At 59.2% G+C, this 17,193-nt stretch carries 14 protein-coding genes; 2 read left to right on the forward strand and 12 right to left on the reverse strand.

What is annotated here, in order from left to right:
* Window positions 1-6: 6 nt before the first annotated feature.
* From gluQRS to Q4D83_RS08945, 8 genes are read right to left on the reverse strand one after another with little or no spacing between them, the layout of a single operon-like run.
* Complete coding sequence (gene gluQRS, locus Q4D83_RS08910) at window positions 7-882, reverse strand: tRNA glutamyl-Q(34) synthetase GluQRS (protein WP_303174840.1); 876 nt, start codon at window positions 880-882, stop codon at window positions 7-9.
* Window positions 875-3,634: an RNA helicase gene (locus tag Q4D83_RS08915; RefSeq protein WP_303174841.1), complete on the reverse strand. Its 2,760-nt coding sequence runs from the start codon at window positions 3,632-3,634 to the stop codon at window positions 875-877. The genes gluQRS and Q4D83_RS08915 overlap by 8 nt, the downstream gene beginning before the upstream one ends.
* A gap of 17 nt (window positions 3,635-3,651) precedes the next feature.
* Window positions 3,652-4,671 (reverse strand): twin-arginine translocase subunit TatC, encoded by a 1,020-nt coding sequence (gene tatC, locus Q4D83_RS08920; protein WP_303174844.1) that lies wholly within the window; start codon window positions 4,669-4,671, stop codon window positions 3,652-3,654.
* Window positions 4,672-4,691: 20 nt separating this feature from the next.
* Window positions 4,692-4,955: a Sec-independent protein translocase subunit TatA gene (gene tatA, locus Q4D83_RS08925; protein WP_303174846.1), complete on the reverse strand. Its 264-nt coding sequence runs from the start codon at window positions 4,953-4,955 to the stop codon at window positions 4,692-4,694.
* Between the two features lie 23 nt (window positions 4,956-4,978).
* Window positions 4,979-5,995: a helix-turn-helix transcriptional regulator gene (locus Q4D83_RS08930; RefSeq protein ID WP_368502206.1), complete on the reverse strand. Its 1,017-nt coding sequence runs from the start codon at window positions 5,993-5,995 to the stop codon at window positions 4,979-4,981.
* Window positions 5,931-6,884, reverse strand: coding sequence for a YafY family protein (locus Q4D83_RS08935; RefSeq protein WP_303174850.1), 954 nt, complete (start codon window positions 6,882-6,884; stop codon window positions 5,931-5,933). The genes Q4D83_RS08930 and Q4D83_RS08935 overlap by 65 nt, the downstream gene beginning before the upstream one ends.
* A 12-nt stretch (window positions 6,885-6,896) precedes the next feature.
* Window positions 6,897-8,312 (reverse strand): Pup--protein ligase, encoded by a 1,416-nt coding sequence (pafA, locus tag Q4D83_RS08940; protein ID WP_303174852.1) that lies wholly within the window; start codon window positions 8,310-8,312, stop codon window positions 6,897-6,899.
* A complete protein-coding gene (locus Q4D83_RS08945) occupies window positions 8,309-8,497 on the reverse strand; it encodes a ubiquitin-like protein Pup (RefSeq protein WP_303174855.1) in 189 nt (62 codons plus the stop codon). The genes pafA and Q4D83_RS08945 overlap by 4 nt, the downstream gene beginning before the upstream one ends.
* Window positions 8,498-8,769: 272 nt before the next feature.
* Here Q4D83_RS08945 and Q4D83_RS08950 point away from each other — a divergent pair, with 272 nt between their 5' ends.
* Window positions 8,770-11,109: an HtaA domain-containing protein gene (locus tag Q4D83_RS08950; RefSeq protein ID WP_303174857.1), complete on the forward strand. Its 2,340-nt coding sequence runs from the start codon at window positions 8,770-8,772 to the stop codon at window positions 11,107-11,109.
* Here Q4D83_RS08950 and dop read toward each other — a convergent pair.
* From dop to Q4D83_RS08970, 4 genes are read right to left on the reverse strand one after another with little or no spacing between them, the layout of a single operon-like run.
* Complete coding sequence (dop, locus tag Q4D83_RS08955; protein ID WP_303174859.1) at window positions 11,106-12,602, reverse strand: depupylase/deamidase Dop; 1,497 nt, start codon at window positions 12,600-12,602, stop codon at window positions 11,106-11,108. The genes Q4D83_RS08950 and dop overlap by 4 nt on opposite strands.
* A 2-nt stretch (window positions 12,603-12,604) precedes the next feature.
* Window positions 12,605-14,098 carry a proteasome ATPase gene (arc, locus tag Q4D83_RS08960; RefSeq protein WP_303174861.1) on the reverse strand — a complete coding sequence of 498 codons (1,494 nt, stop codon included), beginning with the start codon at window positions 14,096-14,098 and terminating at the stop codon, window positions 12,605-12,607.
* 36 nt (window positions 14,099-14,134) lie between these two features.
* Complete coding sequence (locus Q4D83_RS08965; protein ID WP_303174862.1) at window positions 14,135-14,971, reverse strand: tRNA (adenine-N1)-methyltransferase; 837 nt, start codon at window positions 14,969-14,971, stop codon at window positions 14,135-14,137.
* A gap of 33 nt (window positions 14,972-15,004) precedes the next feature.
* Window positions 15,005-16,240: a M18 family aminopeptidase gene (locus Q4D83_RS08970; protein ID WP_303174863.1), complete on the reverse strand. Its 1,236-nt coding sequence runs from the start codon at window positions 16,238-16,240 to the stop codon at window positions 15,005-15,007.
* A gap of 238 nt (window positions 16,241-16,478) precedes the next feature.
* Between Q4D83_RS08970 and Q4D83_RS08975 the strand changes: the two genes are divergently transcribed.
* Window positions 16,479-17,192, forward strand: a complete 714-nt coding sequence (locus Q4D83_RS08975; protein ID WP_303174865.1) for an ABC transporter ATP-binding protein — start codon at window positions 16,479-16,481, stop codon at window positions 17,190-17,192.
* Window position 17,193 lies beyond the last annotated feature (1 nt).

Raw genomic sequence — 17,193 nt, forward strand, 5'->3', positions numbered from 1 at the left:
ATCGGACTATTTCCAAATGACAGGCTGCCGCGGGATACCCGCAATGCTGAACCGTTCCAACAGTTCCATGGCGGTGGCGGCGCCGGGGAAACCCAAGGATTCGCCGATAAGTTTGAGCGTGTCGGCGCCGAGTTCGCGGTAGGTTACCGCACCATCGCGCTTGGCAAGGCGCTGCCCCGCAGCGTTGAGCACCAGCGGCACGTGGATGTAATGGGGTGTTTCCAAACCCAACAAGTGGGCGAGGTACGCTTGGCGCGGCGCTGAGGAAAGCAGGTCGTCGCCACGCACAACTTGGTCGACGCCTTGATGCGCATCGTCAACGACCACGGCGAGGTTGTACGCCCAGTCGGCGCGCTTGAGCACCATGTCATCCACCAGCCCGCAATATTCCCCCGCGAATTCGTCCGTCACGGTCCACGAATTCACCGTGCTCCGCAAGCGCAGCGCAGGTACCCGACCCTGCGCACGCAGTACTTCGCGGCGTTGGTCTCGCTCCGCCTCACTCAAGTCCCGGCAGGTCCCCGGATACGACCCCGGCGCCGCATGCGGAGCCGCCGACGCAGTACGAATATCTTTTCGTGAGCAGTAGCATTCGTAGGTGGGCAGCCGACGCAACGCGTCCTCATAAGCGGGAAACCGCGTGTGCTGATACAGCACCTCGCCATCCCAATCCAGCCCGATATCCGCGAGGTCCGCCAATTGGCGTTGCGCGGACTGCGCCGAGGACCTGCCGGAATCAATATCCTCCACGCGCATGTAGAACGCGCGTCCGGTAGAGCGGGCACACAGCCACGCCAGCATCGCGGTGCGCAGATTCCCAAAATGCAAATCTCCGGAAGGCGACGGCGCGTACCGCCCTGCGCCCAACGTCGAACTAGGCACCGATCGCCACCACCCCGCGTCGAATCGCCTCAATGGCCTGCTGGGCGGTGCGACGGATCTCCCGCGAATATCCTGTAGCGCGCACTTGTTCTAATAGGTCGACGACCTGGCGGCACCAGCGCACAAAATCGCCGGGCGTCAGCTCCGCGCCGCACTGCGCGGCCGCCGCCATGCAGTACCCGAGTGGCGCACCCGCGGTCCATTGGTGAATCGCCAACGAAAACCCCGCCTCCGGCTCCCGGGTAGCTGGCAGGTTGTGGCGCTGCTCATCAACCACCAGTTCCTCCCAAATGCGTTCGGTGTTGTTCATCGCGTTCGCCATTGCGTCCGTCGCCGCCTGCGGGACGCGCTTGGTCTCCTTGCGGTTTTCAAACGTGCACATGCTGACCACCCCAGCGAGTTCGGCGGGGTCAAGGCCGTCCCACACGCCGCGCCGCAAACACTGTGCTACCAACAGGTCCGACTCGTTGTGAATGTTGGCTAACCGTTCACCTTCGACAGTGATCGTGGGCACGCGTTGCGAATCGAACTCCACATAGTCCATCTCTTCCAGCAAATCGAGGATGCGGTCGAAATGCTTGCCCAAGGTGTCCACGGCGGCAGAAACCTGCCCCCGCAGCTGGGCGAGCTCCCGCTCTCGCCGCACCAACCGCTCGCCCAACCGGGCTAGGTGCTCGCGTTGTTCCCACTTGTGTGCCTCGTGCGCGCGAATCTCCGCCCGCAACCCGGCCACGACCTGCCCGCCACGCACCCGCGCCTGGTGCTTCAGACGCTTCGGGCGCGGATAATCACCCCGGCGGAACGACTCCACAATCGTATTGGTGGTGCGCCGTGGCTTGTGGGTCACGTCCCGTGGCAAGCGCATGTGCCCTACCACAATCGGTGGATTGGCAAACGATTCGGCGTCAATGCGGCCCGACCACCCAGTTTCCATGGTCACCCACGGGCGTGGCTCCCGGGGGTTTTCCGCAACCCGCACCACCACCGCAAGCAGCGGCTTCTTTTTACCCGGCAAGGCGAGCACATCCCCGAGTTGCGCTTTGCGCAGCACCGCCTTGACTTCCCGGTGGCGTTCTTCAAGGTTGCGGCGTTTCGCGTTGCGCTCCTCCTGGGTGAGTTTGTGGCGCAGCGAGAGGTATTCGCGGAACACCTGCTCTGGGTTTTCCACATCGTCGGGGGCGCATTGCTGGATCGCCGCGGCGAATTCGCGCGACAGCTCCGCGACAGTTTTTTCGGCGCGTTCGGCGTCCCGAATCTCATCCACCACGGACTCATCCGCTTGATACTGTGCGAATGATTTTTCCAACAGCCGGTGGGCTTGTTCGTAGCCTACCGTGGAGAGCAGGTTGACGCTCATGTTGTACCCAGGTTGGAACGTGGATACGAGCGGGTAGGTGCGGGTGGATGCCAACCCGGCCACGGCCTTTGGATCCATTGCGGGTGACCATTGCACCACGGCGTTGCCTTTAATATCGATGCCGCGGCGACCCGCACGGCCCGTGAGCTGGGTGTATTGCCCTGGTGTAAGGTCCACGTGGGCCTCGCCGTCGAACTTCACCAACTTTTCCAACACCACGCTGCGCGCCGGCATGTTGATGCCCAACGCTAGGGTTTCGGTGGCGAACACCGCGCGCACCAAACCCCGCACGAAGAGCTCCTCCACAATGTGACGAAATGCGGGCAGCATCCCCGCATGGTGTGCCGCGAATCCTCGCTGGAGTGCGCGCTTCCATTGCCGGAAACGCAGCACCTCAAGGTCGGCGGGAGGAATGTCGCTCACCCCGCGATCGACAATTTCGCCGATAAGTTCGGCTTCTTCCTCCGTGGTGAGGTCAAGCTGCGAATGCAAACATTGCATAAGCGCACCGTCGCAACCAGCGCGAGAGAAAATGAAAGTGATCGCCGGCAACATGTTTTTGCCCTGCAGTATTCGCAACACTTCTGGGCGTCCCAAGGGGCGGAACTCCCCCTGTGCGCGGGGCCCTGTGGGGGTGCGTTCGGGGCGTTTTCCGGACGATCGTGCGCGAAACCCGCCCGTATCTTCCGACCACTTCTCGCGCACATGTTCGCGATGCTCGAGGCGGGTGACGGACTGCTGCAATGCGCGATTCACTTGGCCGCCGGTATCTGGTTCGAACATGGGAAACACCTTGCGGCCAACCATCATCCATTGCTCGAGGGGTACGGGGCGCACCTCGGAGACAATAACATCGGTGTCGCCCCTGACCGTGGACAACCACGCGCCAAATTCTTCCGAGTTACTGACGGTTGCGGAAAGGCCAATAATGCGGATGTGCTCGTCAAGGTTCAGGATGACCTCTTCCCACACCGCCCCGCGGGATACGTCGGACAGGAAGTGGATTTCGTCCATCACCACATGGCTTAAACGTTCTAACGTCGGGGATTCCGCGTAAATCATATTGCGCAACACTTCGGTGGTCATAACCACCACCTCGGCATTGCCGTTGATGGAAACGTCGCCGGTGAGCAATCCGACCGTTTCCTCGCCGTGTTCCGCGACGAGATCATGGTATTTCTGGTTGCTCAGCGCCTTAATCGGCGTGGTGTAAAAACACTTCGTGCCGCGCGAAAGCGCGAGCGAAACGGCGAATTCGCCGACGATGGTTTTGCCGGCACCGGTGGGCGCGCACACCAACACCCCGCGGTCTTCCTCCACAGCGCGGCAACCCTGAATCTGAAACGGATCCAGGGGAAACTTCAAGGCAGCGGTAAATTCGGCGAGGTGGCTCATGCCTTCAACTTACCCGGTTACAGCACGTCGTCGAAGTCTGAACCGCTACGTTCCGCAAGATTTCCGCGTAGCTCCGCGCCCCGCATGTTCGGCAAAATTTCCGACGCCGGCGTTGGCGCATCAATGCTTGTCGACGCCGCGATCCCGCCCGAAGCGCCGACCCCACCGGCCGCAACAATCGGCGAAGACTCATCATCCCCCACATCCAGCCAGTCTGGGCGGGTGCGGTTTCGGCGCTTATCGTTCAACCTGGCGAACTGGATAGCAATCTCCACCAAGATCACCAGAACAAAGCCCAAGACCACCATGGAGTATGGGTCCTGGCCGGGTGTGATGAAGGCTGCGAACACGGCCAGCAGCATCACAATCAGCCGGCGCTTCGTGCGCAATTGCTCGTAGCTGATCACGCCCGCGATGTTCAGCATGGCGAGAATGAGCGGCACTTCGAAGCTCACACCGAAAATGACCAAAAATGCGAGCAGGAAGTTAAAATACTGCTCGCCGTTTAGCGCTGTTGTTTGGCTATCCGCACCGATGGTGAGCAGAAAGGATAGGCCGAGCGCGATGACAAAGTATGCGAGCACGGCGCCGCATACGAACAACACTACCGCGATAGAGACGAAGGAAAACGTCCAGCGGCGCTCGTTCTTCATCAACCCTGGGGTAATGAAACCCCATAATTGCGCAAGCCACACTGGGGAGGCGAACACCGCGCCTGCCAGCGAGCCGACTTTTAACCGCAGCATAAACATCTCAAACGGGCCCGTGGCCAGCAGCTTGCATTCGCCGTCGGCAGTGAAGCTTGCGCGTGCTTCCGGGGGCAGGCTGCAATAAGGGCCGCGCAAGATCTCTCCGAGGGAGGGGATCCCAAACGGATTCGCCTGGTACCACCAGAAACCCACGATCGTGCCCACGGCAAGCGCGATCAAGGAAATAATCATCCGGCGGCGCAGCTCTTGAATGTGTTCCACCAATGACATGGAACCATCGGCCGGGCGCTTCTTCTTTTTGGACGTTTTACGCTCAGCGGTGCTCATGAGACGACGCTGCTACCCCACTACTGTTGCTGTTGCGGGGTTGTTTGCTGCTGTGGTGGCACCGGTGGTTGCTGCACCGGCTGGACGGGTTGCTGGATGGGCTGCGGGGAGATGGCGCGCTGCTCTTGCAGTTCGTCGTCGCGGCTCATTTCCTTCACCTCCGACTTGAAAATGCGCATAGAACGTCCAAGCGAACGTGCTGCGTCGGGGAGCTTCTTTGCGCCGAAGAGCAGCACCACGAGTACAGCGATAATAATGAGTTCGGTGGGGCCCAAGTTAGGCATGATATCTTCCTCCAAGCTGGAAGTTATTTGTCTGATGTTTCATCATACGCTGCCAGTGCAGATCGAGATTGCGTCGCAATGGCTGAAACTAAGGACATTGGTGCAACAATACTAACCCGATCAGCATTGCTCAGGGCGAACCGAACAACCCAATCCTCGCTGAGCAGCGGCATCGTCGCCGCAAACCAGGCGTCATCCAGCTGCTTGCCAAGGGTCATGGGGAAATAATCGGCTAACCACACGGCCGACGCACGGATGCGCAACTGTACCTCGTCCGCGCCGAAATCGAACGGATTCTTGGCATCAAAACGCAGCAAATCAGTGTGCGGTTCAGCCGGCCGATTCACCACCGAAACCTCGGTCATACGATCCGCCCGAAACGTGCGGTGTGCCCCTGCCTCAGCGTCCCAAGCCGTCAGGTAGGTCACACCCTCGTGGGCAAACACGCGCGCCGGGGACACCTCACGTACCGTCACCTTATCGGTGGAAGCGCTGTGATAGCGGAAGCTCAGCCGGTGTTGCTGCTCCATCGCCTGCCGGATTGCCTCCAGTACCGGTTCCGTGGGAATCTCACCAGCGATGGAATCCACTACTGCCACGGTTTGATCTTGCATAATGCTCCGCAATTTTTCGGCGGCGCTCAGCACGGCGGAACGGTCTGTCAACCCCGCCACGTTTTCCAACGAGTCTAATGCTAGCAGCAGTGCACCGGCCTCGGTTTGCGTGAGACGCAGCGGCTGATCCAATCCCTGATTGTTGGTGACATTCACGCCGAGGTAACTGTGCTCTAAATCCACGAGGTCATCGGGCAGCATCCCGGGTAACCCACAGCACCACAAACGGTCCAAATCCGTTTTGATTTCGGCTGGGGTGCGGCCCAAGTCGGCGGCGGCTTCCATCAACGTTCGGTCCGGATGTGCCTCGAAATAAGGCAGCAGGTTTAACATGCGAACTAAATCTTCTAGGCGTGCGGAACTATGCGCCACGGTATTCCTCCTCTGCCTCGTGTAAATGTGCAACCACAGCGTCGCGGATCTCACTCGGACTCAACACGACGGCATGCGGCGCGTACGCCGCTGCGGTGCGAATCAGCCAATCTTGATCCACACCAATGAGATCCCACGTGCCGTCCGCCCGTTGGGTACCGCGAGTGGAAAGCTCATAGGCGCGGTCTGGGGTGATGGAGAGGTGGGCGTCGATAAGTTGCTGCCCAGTGCGCAACAACTTTTCGACCACATGTTGCAAATCCTCATCTGGGCGCGGGTGCTCGCCGCCGCCAATGACGGCGATGTCGCCCACGCGCGTGATGCGGAACGACCGTGGTGCGTCGCGGTCGATGTCGAAACCGACGAGGTAGAGCCGGTCGCGCACGTTGACAATGCCCCACGGGTCCATGGTGCGCGTCGTGGTTTGCGCCGCCCGCCCCGAGCGGTACTGAAACTCTATTCGATCCCCGCGGCGCGTGGCGTTCAGCAGCGAGTCTAAGTGCCGAGCAGACAAGGTCGAAATATCGTTTACGGCGGTGAATCGCGGCGCGGAATGCAGCATTCGATCGGCGCCGCCCGCCGCGAGCTTAGTCCACCCAGAACGCGCAAACGCCCCCAAGTCGGGGTCGAACCCTAGTTCCCCGGCGAGGCCAAGCACGGTAGCTTCCGCAGGGGTAAAACTCACCGGCGGCAGCATATAGCGCTCCCGTTGCAACCGGTAGCCAGCCTGCGCCACGGACTCAATCGGCACGCCAACCTTGGCCAAAATCGCACGGTCCCGCGTAAACACCGTGTGAAAGGATGCTGCGGAATATTCCGCATAACCATCCACGTGTTGGTGAATCCACTGCGGGGAGAGAAACTTCCGGCCGAAACGATCAGCATTGAGAAACGCGAACGTTAAATTAGTCAAGCGTTCAATCACGCGATCACGAGCAACCATATACACGCCACCTTAAAGGGAATCCATATATGCCAATAATTCGTCAACTTCCGCGTTGGTTGTGGCAAATGGATCGCCTAATTCAACGCTTTTTGCGGCAAGTTGGTTCACCTTGAGACGCATCCAATCCACCGTCACCGGCGTGCCCGTAGCAAACGCGCGGCGCAAAAACTCCCCGCGCAGCCGCGCCCGCGTGGTCTGCGGCGGTGTTCCAGCGACAGCGTCGGAAACATCGGAGTCAGTGACCCAACGTTGTACCAGCCCCTTCGATTCTAGTGCCCAGTGCAGACCCCGGCCCGGCCGAACGTCGTGAAATGCGAGGTCAATCTGCAACAGCTTCGGATGGTCCAGTTCAAAACCGTGACGCTGTTGGAAGCGCAGCAGCAGATTACGCTTGATTACCCAGTCAATTTCTGTGTCCACGGCGGAAAAATCCTGGGTTTCAATCGCGGTGAGGGTACGCTCCCACAAGTCAAGGACACGGCGGAACTCAGCTGGCGTGGTCCCCTGTTCGCAGGGTGGACGCTGCTCCAGCCATTCGGCGGCGGCCTGGCAGTAGGCGCGCTGAATCTCCAACGCGGTGACAGTAGCACCGTTTCGTAACCGCACCGGAGTATTCCCGGTAATATCGCGGGAAATTTCCCGGATAGCGCTGATTTCATTTTCTAAAGCGAAATCTGGGAGTGGCCAGCCTGCCTCAATGAGTTCGAGCACTAATTGTGTGGCGCCGATTTTGAGCGCAAACGTCGGCTCCGACAAGTTTGAATCACCGACAATAATGTGCAGGCGCCGATAGTGCTGCGAATCCGCGTGCGGTTCATCCCGCGTATTAATGATCGGCCGCGAGCGCGTCGTCGCCGACGAGACACCCTCCCAGACATGGTCCGCCCGCTGTGACAAGCAGAATCCAAGACCGAACTCCTGGTCGCTGAGGTTTGGGAGTGGGCGGTGGATTTTACCGGCGCCAACAATGAGTTGCCGCGTAACCAGAAACGGCAGGAATTTCGCACCGAGGGTGCGCAACACCGTCGACCTGCTGACGAGATAGTTTTCGTGGCAACCGTACGAATTTCCGATGGAATCGACGTTGTTTTTGAAAAGGAACACCTGCGCTGCAATGCCCTCATTGGCAAGCGAAACCTCGGCTCGACGGGCGAGCTCGTCTACGATGCGGTCCCCAGCGCGGTCGTAGGTCACCAGTTGGGTGAGGCTATCGCATTCGGGGGTGGCGTACTCCGGGTGGGAACCCACATCCAGGTAGAGCCGTCCCGCGTTTTCAATAAACACGTTCGCACTGCCGTATTGTTCCACGACGGGGCGAAAAATATATCGAGCGAGCTCGTCTGGACCTAGCCGTTTGCGCCCGTTGGTGGTGCAGGTAATGCCGTATTCGGTTTCAACGCCGAAGACTCGTCGCAGGAGCGTCACTGCCCACCCTTTTGCACGTAGGAGCGAACAAACTCTTCCGCGTTGTTTTCCAGCAAGCCGTCGATTTCATCGAGGAGTTCGTCAGTTCCGTGGGTGTGGATCTGTGCCTGACCGAACGCAGCATCGAATGATTCTTCAGAGTGGTCACCACCAGGACGCTGGATATGCGACTGCGGCATCGACATAACGGACTGCCTTTCTTGAAACCTAACAATGTCGCCCTTTAGGTTAGTCTCCCTTTCGTCGAATGTGGGGGTGCTTGCGCACCCCCGTGGGGGTTCGAAACTGATCGAAGCGTCACGTAACTTAGGCAAGCCTCTGATAATTTCCTTAACGGCTCGCCCGGTAAGGCTTGGCTATCTTTAACTTTCGCGCGTTGCGGTTCAGGAATAGCTTAGATTCGCTGCTGGGTGGCCAGTGTTTCCCTAGGCAGATTGCTCACGTTAAGGAAGAACCCGTGACTACACACCACCCTGGGCTGCGACGCAGCATTCGCCCCGGCACCCTCGCCATCGCAGCGCTCACCACCTCGGTAGCTTTGCTCAGCCCCGGCATGCCGGTCGCACTCGCCGACGGCAACTCCACGTTTGGCATCACAGCCCAGCCGGGCGTCGAACAAAAAGTCGCCGCCGAAACCTCCGCGTTGCAGTGGGGTATCCGCGGCTCCTTTGTTCGATATGTCAGCGGAGCGACCCACATTCTCGACGGCGCGCAACAAGGGCCGAACAACACCTACCTGTGGCCCTATCAATCCACCCAGAAAAACCCCGACACTGGCGAAGTGACCATCCAGTATGGCGGCACAGTGAACTTTATGAAGTACTGCAGTGGCGAAACGCGCCGCCCGAACTGCGATTTGGATTTCACCTTCAGCGCCCCGAAGATCGTGCTCAACCCAGCAACAGGCAAAGGCAAACTCTTTGCCACGATCCACACCAAGGACTACACCACGAAAGCATGGTCGGGTCCCGAGGAGCGTCAGATAGGTAACCTGGACGCGAACGCAGCGCGTTTCAATACCAGCGGCGGCGCGATGCACTTCAGCGGTGTATCGGCCACACTCACGGCGGACGGAAATGCCGCATTCAGCAATTTCTATGAGGAAGGCGGTTTCCTCGACTCCCTCTCCTTTACCGTTGATGAGACGTTCGACGTCGGTGAGCGCACTGGGTACAACATCAGCAACCAGATTCACACCGATGTTGAATTTGAAAACTCCAACCGAGTGTTCGCCCGCACCGATGGTTCGATCTTGCACGTCACGGCTGGCAGCGACGGGAAAGCGCAACTCATTAGCGGTGACCTCGGGCAGGTGAAATTCGTGCAAGACCTACCCATGAATTCGAACTCCCCTGCGGCGTTCGACCCGCGCACGAATCGGCTGTACTGGGTGCAGGGAAGCACCATCAAAACGGCAACCGTGACGGACTCCGGTGTTGGTGCCGCCACGGATCTTGCCACGTTTATGGGCCGCGCCACTGGGTTCACCTACTCCCCCAGCCGAGATGCCGTTGCAGTCCTGCACAACGAGGGCGACTACCGCAATCCCAACTACCGCCTCACCATTGTCAATGCCGCTGGCAACACCCAAGTGGTTGCGTTGCCATCGCCAGCATCATTGGTGCCAACCGCCCAGGACACCAGTGAAATTTACGGTTCCACGTTCGGCAACGATGGCGCTGGGTTACGCGCGCTGCCTGACGGTACGTTTATTTCGCTCTACGACGTCAACATCGTGCACACGAACGGCGAATCCGAACCGAACGTACCGTTGCATATCAAACCAGACGCCGCGGCGGAGGAAAATGTTTCCCGCATCCTAGAATTCCGTGAGTTCATGCGGGGCGGCCGCGGCGCGTTCCGCGGCATTACCACTGATGCGGCGGGCAATATTGGCATCTACGCGACGTTTGCGTCGGTGGACACCGCGTCCAAGTCAACGATCGGGTTTGCACGGTATAGCGACGGAAAGTTCACCGTGCACCCAGCCCAAGCACACCCCGATGCCCAAGGCGTTGCCGCACTGAGTTTCGTACCGGACGGGAACGCGGTGTTTGTCAGCCAAGATCGTTCCGTTGCAGTGTTCCTCGACCCCACGACCATGCGGGAAACCGGCCGCGCCTCGCTCGGTGAGTTTATGAAAGACACCGCCTCGCTGCTGAACGATGGCGCGGTGTTCGGTGCGGATTCTTCACTGTATGTGATCGACCGTCGACCCACGAAGGGTAGCGACGAATGGAACGAATATGTGGGCTTCCAAAGGTTGACCCCACCAGGGGCAGTGCAACAGCTCGACACCACACTTGGGCGATACACCATGGCCGGCCAGGCGGCCGAGCCCGGGAATAGCAATAGCGAGGACACCACCGAAGAGCAACAAGTGTTGCCGCCCGCAGACACCGGGAAGGACTTCGCCGAACAAGCTAAAAACGCTGCTGAAGAGGCAAAAGCTGCGGCGGAGCAAGCGCAACAACAGGCCGAAGCGGCGCGTGAACATGCCGAAAAACTCGCCGAGCTTCAAGCGTTGGTCACCAAGGCGGAACAGGCTTCGCAACGCGCGGAACGGGCCGCTGCGCAGGCCGAAGAGCATCTTAAGCAGGCGGAGCGTGACAATCAACGCGCAAGCGAAACCCTCGCGGAGGCCGAAAGAATTGCCGAACAGGCGCGGAAAGCCGCGGACGAGGCGAAACGATCTGCCGACCAAGCGAATCAGGCCGCCGAGCACGCCACGCCCCATGACACGGGCTGGGGTAAGCGGCTTCGGTGGCTCGTGTCCCCGTTTGCTGGTAGCTCCTAAACGTCGCCCGCTTGTCGACGCCGCGCCAGTGCCGCAGCGACGTCAGCCGCCGAGGCCGCCTGCTTGATCAGCTCGCCAACATGGTCGAAGGTGGCGTCGGCGGGTGCCGACATCGGGATCACAGTCCCATCCGTAAGTGTGAGTGAATCCCAGTTCGCTGCCGCAATATCCGCTGCGAAGCGATCCATCATGCCACCCCGCAGAAACGCCCGCGAGTCGGTCGGCGGGGTGTGCGCGGCGGCGGCGATGGTTTCCGCATCGGCAAGTGTAACCATACGCCCCTTGCGGACCAGTGCATGGTAGAGGCTCTTCGTAGGGTCGATATCCGAATATTGCAGATCAATGAGTGCCATCTTTGGGTCCGACCAAGCCACGCCACGCTGCTCGTAGCCACGTAGCAGCGCCAGTTTCGCCGTCCAGTCCAGCATGTGGGCGGTGCTCAGCGGATCAGCCGCCAACAATTCCATGACGTGGCTCCAGAGTTTGAGCACCTGTTCGTCCACCGGATCGGTGGCGGTAACACGGGAGTGGTATTCGCGCAGGATTTCGATTGCGGTGAGGGCGCGGCCGTCAACAAGCGCGATGCGGTGGGTGCAGGTCAGGTCCCAGGAAACGCGCGAAACTTCAGCGACGGGGGCGGTGACGGTGAGGTCAGAAAAATCCACTCCCCGCTCCACAGCGTCAATGACGAGTTTTGTCATGCCCAATTTGAGGAACGTTGCAGTTTGAGACATATTTGCGTCGCCGATTATCACGTGGAGGCGCGCTAAGTCGTCCGTCGCGTGGGACTCATCACGAGTGTTAATAATGCCGCGATTCAGGGTTGTCTCAAGCGATATTTGTTGCTCAATGTAGTCGGCGCGTTGGCTGATTTGATAGCCCGCGTCCTCCCCGTGTTGACCCAAACCCACGCGCCCCGCGCCGGTGATTACTTGGCGGGCAATGAAAAACGGAATGAGGGCCTGGGCGAGCACATCAAAATCCGTTGTGCGGTGATACAAGTAGTTTTCGTGAGCCCCGTAGGATGCCCCTTTGCCATCAACGTTGTTCTTGTAAATCTTCAACGGTGGGCAGGGTGGATGATTGTCCAATACGGATTCGCCGGCGGCGGAATACTCGGCTACCGCGGCGACGGCCGCATTGAGGACAAGGTCACCCGCGGCGTCGTAAATCATTGCGTCCCACGCATTGGTAGTTTCGGGTGAGGAATATTCCGGGTGTGCGTGGTCCACGTAAAAGCGCGCGCCGGCGGTAGTGACTACGTTGGCCACGCCCAAGGCCCGTGGGTCCACCACCGGAACATGGTGGTAACGGCGCAGGTCAAAGCCTCGAGAATCCTTGAGTGGGGACTCTGGGGCAAAGTCCCACCGGGTTCGTTGTGTGTGTCCCGCGTACGCCACCACAAGGTGCGTGGAGGTGATAATCGGGCTGACCGTGGGGTCGGTGGGCGTGGCAATCCCGTATTCGGTTTCCGTTCCCAAAAAACGAACCATGGTTACGCTACTTCCTGATCTGTGAGCACTTTCGCATCCACAACGCGGAGCCCGTGGCGCCCAGCAATTCGAGACCACTCATCTGGGGAGGAAGTGTTTGGTAGGTCCTCGTTTTCGCGGTTTTCCGCATTAATCGCGGCAATGAGGTGCGCGCGTGTAATGCCGACGCCGATGCCGTGGATTTGGTCTTTAATCGCGTTCTTTTTCGCGCGGTCTACAATGTTGGCGATCATGGCGCCGGAAACGAAATCGCGGTAATGCAGCGTCTCTTTCGAGCCGTCCACAAGCGTGAGCTCCACGAATGGCTTATGAGCAAAAAGTTCATTCACGGAAGCTTCGATAAGTTCAGCGGCAGGTTCATGCAAGGGCAAAGCATCAGTAATATAGCGGGCGAAAATATCGCGAGAGCCAGCCCGATCAGGGCGATTCACACGGATTTTCACATCTAAGCGGCCCGGGCGCAGAATCGCGGGATCAATAAGTTCCTCCCGGTTGGTCGCACCAATCACAATTACATTGGTGAGCCCTTCCACGCCGTCGAGCTCAGTGAGCAATTGCGGCACGACAGTGGTTTCCATATCGGAGCTCACACCGCTGCCACGGGTGCGGAAAATGGACTCCATTTCGTCGAAAAATATCACCACGGGGCGGCCTTCTTCAGCGAGTTCGCGCGCACGGTCGAATATGACGCGAATTTGCCGCTCCGTCTCGCCCACATATTTGTTCAGCAGTTCGGGGCCCTTGACATTAAGGAAATAGGATTTGCCGTTATCGCCAGAGCGTTCCGCCAACGAGCGGGCAACGGCTTTCGCAATAAGCGTTTTGCCGCAGCCTGGTGGACCGTACAACAGCACGCCTTTAGGCGGCCGCAGTTGGTAATCCTGATACAACTCAGGATGTGCGAATGGCAGTTCGACTGCATCGTGGATTGCTTCGATTTGCGCGTCGAGACCGCCGATGTCGGAATAGCGGACATTCGGCACTTCCTCGAGCGATAGTTTGGACACTTCGGCCTTGGGGATTACTTCGAACGCGTAGCCGGCGCGGGCGTCGACAAGCACGGTGTCGCCGCGCTTGGGAACCACGCCCGCAGCGAGCCGCACGAGGCGCTCCTCCCCCGTGGAATCCGCAACGAGCACGCGGCCGCCCAACAATTCCGTAATCACGGCGAGCTCACCGGCGTCCTCCTTGCCGCAAACCTCCACTACCTGGGAAGATTCCCCGATTCGTACGCGTACTCCGGGCTGCAATTGGGATTTGTTGACCAGCGGAGAAACGACGAGGCGCATGCGTCGATTGAGAGTGAATACTTCCGCGGTGCGGCCGCCCTGGCTGGGCTCGAGGTAGGTGCCATACGTGCTTGGCGGGTCTGCTAGTTGTTCTAGTTCCTCCTGCAAAATCGCAAGTTTGTCCCTAGAGGCTTTCAGCAATTCCGCGAGCTTCACATTGCGGGCGCCTAATTGGTCAATGCGGCGCTGCAGTTCTGCGGTTTCCATACACATCCTTTAGTCGGCGTTACGCTACACCAAGCGTTATTTTCGAGCGCGGCGTTGCGGGCGCGGGGCGACCGTACCATCCGCGAGTCGGCGTGCCCACACCAGAAACGCGGTGTGGGCGTTCATGCGGTGCTCTGGACGGGTTGCTAGGCCATCAACTTTCCACTCGCGCACGAGTGATTCCCACGCTTTCGGTTCGGTGAAGCACCGAAGTTCGCGAATGCCTTCCATAACTTTCATCAGTTGTGGCACGGTGGCGACGTACGTCATAAACACCCCGCCCGGTTGCAGCAGTTTCGAAACCGTGTTCAAGCATTCCCAAGGCTCTAGCATGTCGAGGATAATGCGGTCGACCGGGCCGCCTAACCCTGCGACGGTTGCCTCGTTGAAATCCCCTAATCGAAGGTCCCAATTCGGGGGCATTTCGCCGAAATATTCGCAAACATTATTGCGTGCATATTCGAGGTGATCCGGGCGAATTTCGTACGAAAACAGTGTGCCGTCTTTCCCGATTGCGCGGAGCAGGGACATGGACAACGCGCCGGAGCCGGCGCCCGCCTCCAACACTCGAGCGCCGGGGAAAATATCGCCCTCAACAAGGATCTGTGCTGCGTCTTTAGGGTAAATCACGGCCGCGCCGCGGGGCATCGACAGTACATGGTCCACGAGGAGGTGGCGGAAACACAGGTATTGCCCGCCGTGCGCAGACTCCACCACCGTGCCTTCGTGCTGGCCGATAATGTCGTCGTGCGCGATACCCCCCTTGTGTGTGAAAAAGTGTTCGCCCGGTGTGAGGACAATGGTGAAGTGCCTGCGCTTTGCGTCCGTGAGTTGAACGCGGTCGCCCGGCTGGAAGGGGCCAGAGTACGCCATGGGTACCTTTCTTCGAAGGGATCGTTGGTGAGTTTAACCGACAAAGTACTCGTACAGTGCGCGGGTAAACCATTCCATATCGCGCACCCCTGCGAGCTCGCGGGCGGAGTGCATGGAGAGCAGCGGAATACCCACATCCACTGTGGAAATACCCAAGCGGGTGGCCGTGATGGGGCCGATGGTGCTGCCGCATGGGACGTCGTTGCGGCTTACGAACTTCTGGTACGGCACGTCCGCGGCGCGGCAGGCCCGCAGCCACATGGCGCTCGTACTGGCGTTGGTGGCGTAGCGCTGGTTCGCGTTGATTTTCAGCACCGGCCCAGCGTTGAGGTGCGCCACCGAGGCGGGATCGTATTTGGCCATGTAGTTGGGATGCACGGCGTGCGCGGCGTCAGCGGAAACGCAAGTCGAACGGGCGTACATGCGCAGCAGTGTTTCCGTATCCGCACCGCACGCATGTGCAATGCGGGTGAGGACATCTTGCAGCAAGGGGCCGGCTGCACCGCTGGCAGTGTTGCTGCCAATCTCTTCATGATCGAAACACGCGAGGACAAGTATTTCGTTGTGGTCGTGGGCATGTTGTGTAGCCTCCGCAAACGCTTTCGCGCTTGCGTACACGGAAGATAGATTGTCCAGCCTGCCCGCCGCGATGCAAGCATCCTCAACGCCGAAGGTACGTGCGGGCTGCGTGTCGCGCGTGATCAAATCCCAAGCGGCAATCTCATTTGGGTCTACCTCTGCATGTTGCGCAATAAGGTCTGCGATGCTCTCGGCGCCTTCGAAGGCGGCGAAGATCGGTTGCATATGCTGCTGTTTGTCTAGGGTGAGGTTGTTGTCCCGCGTCAGGTGGATTGCCAAATGTGGGATGCGGAACGCCGGCGGCGTGCGAACGAGTTTTTCTTCCCCGTCGAAGGTGACAATGCGGCCAGCGAACTCTAATTCTCGGTCGAACCAGGATGCGAGTATCGGACCGCCATACACCTCGACTTGGGCCTGCTGCCAGCCGGCGAGGCGGACTTCTGGAACGGGTTTGAGCATGAAGCCGGGTGAATCGGTGTGCGAACCCACGATGCGAAAAGCGTTCGGTGTTCCGGTTGGCACCCACCACGCCACGATGGCACCGCCGCGGATAATGTAATGCCCGCCAGGGTTTGCTTCGAGCTCTTCGGTCTCATCGTGCTGCCGAAAACCCGGCAAGAGTTTTGCCACTTCACGCGCCGCGTGGAAACTGCTCGGGGAAGCATCGAGGAAGTCCAAAAAATCACGCATAACTTTCAAGACTAAAGCATGCGTTCGGGTGGTGCTCTGCTCCGTGTGCTCACCGGCCACGGTGTGAGCCGCAAAAGCCAACCAAAAGTACACTTTGTACTGCAATACTATCGCCATGCCTGCAACGTTTTGATGGTTATCAATTTGACAGTAGGTGCCAAGCAACGCGCCCTATTTTTTAACCGTTAATTGCGTTAATATTTAGGCATACGATAACCCTACGGAAGGGAGGCCGGCAGTGTCTGTTGCACCCCTATTGCAGCTGGAGCAGGTTTCCGTCGCCGTCGACGAAACCCCAATCTGCCACGAAGTTTCACTTACTATCAACGAAGGTGAAACACATATCCTTTTCGGGCCGAACGGCTCCGGAAAGTCATCACTATTGCAAGCAATCATGGGCGTCGGCCCTTTTACAATCACCGCCGGGACTGCGCTGCTCCGGGGCGAGGATATTACTAGCCTCGACGTGACTGGTCGCGCAAACATTGGCATTGGCATGGCGTTTCAACGGCCACCGCGTATGCCGGGGGTTACTGTCGCTCAGTTCGCCGAAGCCATGCATGCACAATCCGCCGTGGCCACCGCCGCGAAAACCCTGCAGCTTGAGCATTTGCGCGACCGTGAAGTGAATTGCGGTTTTTCCGGTGGAGAAACGAAGCGCTGGGAGATTATGAAACTGCTGTTGCAGCAACCGGATCTGTGTTTGTTTGATGAGCCGGAATCCGGGGTGGATTTGGAGCATGTTGCAGTGGTTGGGCGCGCGGTGCGGCAATTGCTTGCCCAGCCGGGTCGCCACGGCCAGCGAGGCGCTTTGATTGTGACGCATACCGGGTTCATCCTTGATCACCTTGACGCTACAAAAGCGCACCTCATGGTGGATGGCCGCATCGTGGAATCAGGTGAACCCCACACGTTGTTCGAACGTATTCGCGCGCACGGATACCACCCCTAGT

It is taken from the genome of Corynebacterium sp. (assembly GCF_030532715.1).
GTDB lineage: Bacteria > Actinomycetota > Actinomycetes > Mycobacteriales > Mycobacteriaceae > Corynebacterium.

Excerpts from the sequence above, each read along its gene's own strand:
- tatC (WP_303174844.1), bottom strand. The coding sequence starts at position 4,671 with ATGAGCACCGCTGAGCGTAAAACGTCCAAAAAGAAGAAGCGCCCGGCC.
- tatA (WP_303174846.1), bottom strand. The coding sequence starts at position 4,955 with ATGCCTAACTTGGGCCCCACCGAACTCATTATTATCGCTGTACTCGTG.
- Q4D83_RS08965 (WP_303174862.1), bottom strand. The coding sequence starts at position 14,971 with ATGGCGTACTCTGGCCCCTTCCAGCCGGGCGACCGCGTTCAACTCACG.
- Q4D83_RS08935 (WP_303174850.1), bottom strand. The coding sequence starts at position 6,884 with ATGGTTGCTCGTGATCGCGTGATTGAACGCTTGACTAATTTAACGTTC.
- arc (WP_303174861.1), bottom strand. The coding sequence starts at position 14,098 with ATGGAAACCGCAGAACTGCAGCGCCGCATTGACCAATTAGGCGCCCGC.
- Q4D83_RS08915 (WP_303174841.1), bottom strand. The coding sequence starts at position 3,634 with ATGAGCCACCTCGCCGAATTTACCGCTGCCTTGAAGTTTCCCCTGGAT.
- Q4D83_RS08970 (WP_303174863.1), bottom strand. The coding sequence starts at position 16,240 with ATGCGTGATTTTTTGGACTTCCTCGATGCTTCCCCGAGCAGTTTCCAC.
- Q4D83_RS08945 (WP_303174855.1), bottom strand. The coding sequence starts at position 8,497 with ATGTCGATGCCGCAGTCGCATATCCAGCGTCCTGGTGGTGACCACTCT.
- dop (WP_303174859.1), bottom strand. The coding sequence starts at position 12,602 with ATGGTTCGTTTTTTGGGAACGGAAACCGAATACGGGATTGCCACGCCC.